Here is a 3,548-nt window from a genome sequence, read left to right as displayed (position 1 = left end):
GTCACGCACTCCTTGAGAGTCTTGAAACATTATTCAGCCATAGCCTAGCCGCAATCGGCCGCAAACAAGGATTCGGCGACTACACACAAGCGCTGCCAAGCGTGCGTCACCGGCGGCGGGACCCGGCTTGGCGGGGGACGGAAACCTCTTGGCAGTTAGGGCCGCAGGCACTATTATCCGCATTCGTCAAGGGGTTTGAGGGGGCGGATTACGGCCATTTTCCCCGGATTCATGCGGTTCCCGGCACCTTTTGATGCCAGTTGTATGCCTTAATCGTGATAAACTGGTCTGCGGGAAAGGGGAATGTCCACATGGTTTTTGAGGTCGGCGAGACAGTAGTTTACCCTCACCACGGTGCAGCCAAAATTGAAGAAATCAAGATGCGCACTGTCAAGGGCGAAGAGAAGATGTATCTCAAGCTCAAGGTGGCTCAGGGTGATCTGACCATTGAAGTTCCAGCAGAAAACGTTGACCTGGTAGGGGTTCGGGACGTAGTGGGCAAGGAAGGCTTGGAGCACGTGTTCGACGTGCTGCGGGCCGAGTTCACTGAAGAACCCACCAACTGGTCGCGTCGCTACAAGGCAAACCTGGAAAAGCTTGCTTCCGGTGACGTCATCAAGGTAGCCGAGGTCGTCCGCGACCTCTGGCGCCGTGATCACGACCGGGGTCTCTCCGCGGGAGAGAAGCGCATGCTGGCCAAGGCCCGTCAGATCCTGATTTCGGAACTGGCACTGGCTGAGAAGACTGATGAAGAGAAGGCTGCAAGCGTTCTCGACGAGGTCCTGGCTTCCTAGCACAGGGCCGGCCCAGCAGGGCCGGCGCAGATAAGAATCGAACCCCGGTGGCGTCAGCCGCCGGGGCTTCTTTTTGCCCTTTTTCAGCGGCCGCCCCCTCCGTTGCGCTATCGGTTGTGGTCCCTTTGAGCGCCCCGGTCCGAGGCGCGGGGACGTAGTCTTGTGCCCATGGATACTGCACCGACGAATACGTCAAAGGCGAATACGTCACAGCCCGGTCCCGCCACAGCGGTCATAGTTGTAGCCGCCGGCTCCGGCCAGCGCCTGGGCTACGGCATGCCGAAAGCAAAAGTCCCTCTCGGCGGGGACACCATCCTCACCCACGCCCTCCGCGGTGTGGCGGCTGCCGGGATCGCACAGCAGATCTGCATTGCGCTCCCCCCGGGCGACACCGAGTTGCGGGCGCTGTGCGAGGCCTTCACGCAGGAGCTTGCGGCCGGACACTCCGGCGCGGCGTCGGGCTCCGGCGTCCGGGCTCCCGTCGTGACGGTCGTCGACGGCGGTGCGGACCGCGCCGATTCAGTCCGCGCAGCGATGGCGGCCCTCCTGCCCAATATCGAATCGGTGCTGGTCCACGACGCCGCCCGGGCGCTGACGCCTGAAGCCGTCTTTCACCGCGTGGCAGCGGCGCTCGGCGCCGGTGCCTCGGCCGTCATTCCGGTGATACCGGTCGTCGACACCGTCAAGACCGTCGAACCGACCACCGGCGACGGCGCCGCGGTGGCCCCCGAACTGGTCACCGGGACAGCGCCCCGGGAATCGCTCCGCGCCGTGCAGACACCGCAGGGATTCGCCCTGAGTACCCTCAAGCGCGCCCACGAAGCTGCCTCCGGGTTCGACGCCGGCCAGGCCGCCCTCGTCACGGACGACGCGATGCTCGTGGAGCTCATCGGGGTCCCGGTCCACGCGGTACGCGGCGCCAGCCAGTCCCTGAAGATCACCACGCCCCTGGACCTGATCCTGGCCGAAGGCCTTCTCGAAGGGCCCCTGGGCTTGCGCTGGGTGGAGGGATGAGCATGTCCACCAACCCGCCAGCCGTTCCCCCGGTCATTCCCCGGACCGGGATCGGAGTCGATGTCCATGCCTTCGCCGCCGAGGACGAGCCGCAGCCGCTGTGGCTCGGCGGCCTCTTCTGGGAGGGGGAACGGGGTCTGTCCGGCCACTCAGATGGCGACCCCGTGGCCCACGCCGCCGCCGACGCGCTCTTCTCGGCCTGCGGGATCGGGGATCTGGGCACGCACTTCGGTACGGACCGGCCCGAATATGCCGGAGCATCCGGCGTGACCCTGCTGGCCGAGGCCGCCCGGATTGTTCGCGCCCACGGATTCGAAATCGGCAACATCGCCGTCCAGTTCGTGGCCAACCGGCCAAAGTTCGGCCCGCGGCGGGAGGAATCCCAGCCGGTCCTCAGCGCCGCTGCCGCGGCGCCGGTGAGCGTCACAGCCACCACGAGCGACGGGCTCGGGTTCACCGGCCGCGGCGAGGGGATCTCGGCCGTGGCAACAGCGCTCGTCTATCCGGCAGGCTAAGCACCGCAGGTTTGGCACAGCAGGTGAAGCACCGCAGGTCACAGCAGGTGAAGCACCGCAGGTTGGGCGCCGCTGGTTAAGCACCGCCGGCCCCGGTCCCCTACGCTTGAGGGAAGACCCAAGCGAGACACCCGTTCCGAACTGACAGGAGACCTGCCGTGAAGAAGCTGCTGACCGCCGTCGTACTCGTGGCAGGGACCATGCTGAGCGGCTGTGCCGCCTCCACGACAGCGCCCCAAACGCCTAGCGCCACTCCGAAGCTCAGCGTCGAGGAAAGCTGTAAGTTCCTCAACACCGACACCTTCGTGCCCTCCGGGAGCGCTAAGGAGCAGGCAGGGCAGATTGGCCAGCACTACCAGGAGGTTGCGGACAAGGTAGCGCCGGAGGTGGGCGCCCCGATCCAGCAGATGGCCGAGATCATGAAGCAGGTTGCGGCGAGCCCTACGGGAACCAAGACCGACCAACAGACGGCCCAGCTCACGGAGCAGATCAACAAGATCGGCCAATACTGCAAGTAGGTCGCCGCACCGGCGGCCTGCCTGCCGGCCTCCGCCGTGCCGGCAAAGCCGCGGGTCAGGCCCCGGAGCGCCATCGGCTAATCTGGAGCGGTGACCCTGCGCTTTTACGACACTGCATCCGCCGAAGTCCGCGACTTCGTCCCCCTGGTACCTGGCAAGGTGAGCCTGTACTACTGCGGAGCCACCGTCCAGGGCATGCCACACGTCGGCCACATCCGCTCGGCCATCGCCTTCGACCAGCTGACCCGCTGGTTGCAGTACCGCGGTTTCCGGGTGACGGCAGTCCGCAACGTCACCGACATCGACGACAAGATCCTTGCCAAGTCGGCCGCCTCGTTCGGCGCCGACTTTGAAGACGAGCCCGGAGCCCTCCGCAACGAGGAATGGTGGGCCCTGGCCTACCGCTACGAGCAGGAATTCCTCAAGGCCTACGACGCCCTGGGCGTCTCCCGCCCCACCTATGAGCCCCGCGCCACCGGCCACATCCCGGAAATGCACACCCTCATCCAGCAGCTGATCGACCGCGGCCACGCCTACCCGGCCCTGGACGACTCCGGCGACGTCTACTTCGATGTACGTTCCTGGTCCAAGTACGGCTCGCTGACGCGGCAGAAGCTCGACGACATGCAGGGCGCCCCTGACGCGGACCCCCGCGGCAAGAAGGACCCCCGCGACTTCGCGCTGTGGAAGGGCTACAAGGACGGGGA

Annotated in this window: 5 protein-coding genes and 1 pseudogene; all 6 read left to right on the top strand. The window is 65.8% G+C overall.

Features of this window, described 5'->3' with window-relative positions; translation table 11 throughout:
* Positions 1 to 254: hypothetical protein (locus LQV45_RS21110; RefSeq protein ID WP_230008685.1), on the top strand; the 254-nt coding region annotated here is incomplete at its 5' end.
* 57 nt (positions 255 to 311) lie between these two features.
* Entirely contained in the window at positions 312 to 794 is a 483-nt protein-coding gene (locus LQV45_RS21105) for a CarD family transcriptional regulator (protein ID WP_026266570.1), read from the top strand.
* 168 nt (positions 795 to 962) lie between these two features.
* Positions 963 to 1,808: a 2-C-methyl-D-erythritol 4-phosphate cytidylyltransferase gene (gene ispD / locus LQV45_RS21100; protein WP_230008684.1), complete on the top strand. Its 846-nt coding sequence runs from the start codon at positions 963 to 965 to the stop codon at positions 1,806 to 1,808.
* Positions 1,805 to 2,323, top strand: a complete 519-nt coding sequence (gene ispF / locus LQV45_RS21095) for a 2-C-methyl-D-erythritol 2,4-cyclodiphosphate synthase (RefSeq protein ID WP_230008683.1) — start codon at positions 1,805 to 1,807, stop codon at positions 2,321 to 2,323. The genes ispD and ispF overlap by 4 nt, the downstream gene beginning before the upstream one ends.
* A 158-nt stretch (positions 2,324 to 2,481) precedes the next feature.
* A complete protein-coding gene (locus LQV45_RS21090) occupies positions 2,482 to 2,841 on the top strand; it encodes a hypothetical protein (protein WP_223914369.1) in 360 nt (119 codons plus the stop codon).
* A gap of 90 nt (positions 2,842 to 2,931) precedes the next feature.
* Positions 2,932 to 3,548, top strand: a pseudogene (locus tag LQV45_RS21085) (cysteine--tRNA ligase); the annotation flags it as partial.

The organism is Microbacterium sp. Bi128 (genome assembly GCF_918698205.1).
This window is presented reverse-complemented; position numbering and strand designations above follow the sequence as displayed.